1 protein-coding gene is annotated in these 1,257 nt (G+C 67.1%); it reads left to right on the top strand.

Annotated elements, in window-relative coordinates:
• Nucleotides 1-1,257, top strand: a 1,257-nt coding sequence (gene istA, locus CKO42_RS28775) for an IS21 family transposase (RefSeq protein WP_200252622.1), incomplete at both ends; no start/stop codon positions are given.

The raw sequence follows: 1,257 nt of genomic DNA, 5'->3' as shown, positions 1-1,257 counted from the left end.
AGTATCGACAGGTCCTGGTGCGGATGCGCCAGGGTGATTCAGACCGCCAGATCGCCGCAGCGCGACTGATGGGGCGCAGCAAAGCCGCCAAGCTCAGGCGCGTCGCCAGCGAGCACGGCTGGCTCGAAGCCGAGCGCCCATTGCCCGATGACACGGCGCTGGCCGAGGTCTTGGGCCAGCGCGAGACCAACCCCGGGCCAAGCTCCCAAGTCGAGCCCCATCGCGAGCGCATCCTCGCCTGGACGCGGGCCGGCATCACCGGCACCACCATCCACCAAGCCCTGGTGCGCGAGCACGGGTTCAGCGGCAGCTACTCGGCCATCCGCCGTTTTCTGCAAGCCAACGAGCCCGCCCCGCTCAAAGCCACGGTGCGCCTGGACTTCGCCCCTGGTGAAGCCGCCCAAGTCGACTTCGGCGCCGGCCCGCGCCTCCTCGACACCGACACCGGCGAACTGCGCAAGACCTGGGTCTTCGTCATGACGCTGTGCTTCAGTCGGCATCAGTACGCCGAGCTCATCTGGCGCCAGGATGTCGCCACCTGGCTCGCCTGCCATCGCCACGCCTTCGAGTGGTTCAACGGCGTGCCCAAGCGGGTCATCATCGACAACGCCAAATGCGCCATCATCCTCGCCCACCGCCGCGACCCCGAGGTGCAGCGCGCCTATGGCGAGTGTGCTGAGGGCTACGGCTTCAAGATCGACGCCTGCCCACCGCGCGAACCTCAGTTAAAAGGGCGCGTCGAGGCCGGGGTGAAATACCTCAAACAAGCCTTCCTACCCTTGCGTGAGTTTCGCTCCCTGGCAGATGCCAACGCCAAGCTGCGCCAATGGATTCTGGCCGAGGCCGGCAACCGCATTCACGGCACCACCCGCGAGCAGCCGCTGGCCCTGTTCGAGTCGGTCGAGAAAGCGCTGCTCGGGCGCCTGCCGGATGCCCCGCCGGAGCTGGCCGTCTGGGCCAAGCTCAAGGTCCATCGTGATGCCCACGTGCAGTTTGAGAAGGCCTATTACTCCGTGCCCTTCCGTCTGCTCGGCCAGACCCTCTGGCTGAAGGCGACCTCGGACGTGGTGCGTCTTTACCAGGAGCACCTGCTGGTGGCCACCCATGTGCGCCAGTTACGCCCCGGTGCGCGCAGCACGGTGGCCGATCACATGCCGCCCAACGCGCTGGCCTTCGCCATGCGTGATCCGCAGTGGTGCCTGAAGCAAGCCAACGCCATCGGCCCGCAGTGCCGGGCGCTCATCGAGCGGCTGTTCG

Source organism: Lamprobacter modestohalophilus (assembly GCF_016583905.1).
Taxonomy (GTDB): Bacteria; Pseudomonadota; Gammaproteobacteria; order Chromatiales; family Chromatiaceae; genus Lamprobacter; species Lamprobacter modestohalophilus.
The sequence above is the reverse complement of the archived record's forward strand: the minus strand, read 5'-3'. Positions and strand labels throughout refer to the sequence as shown.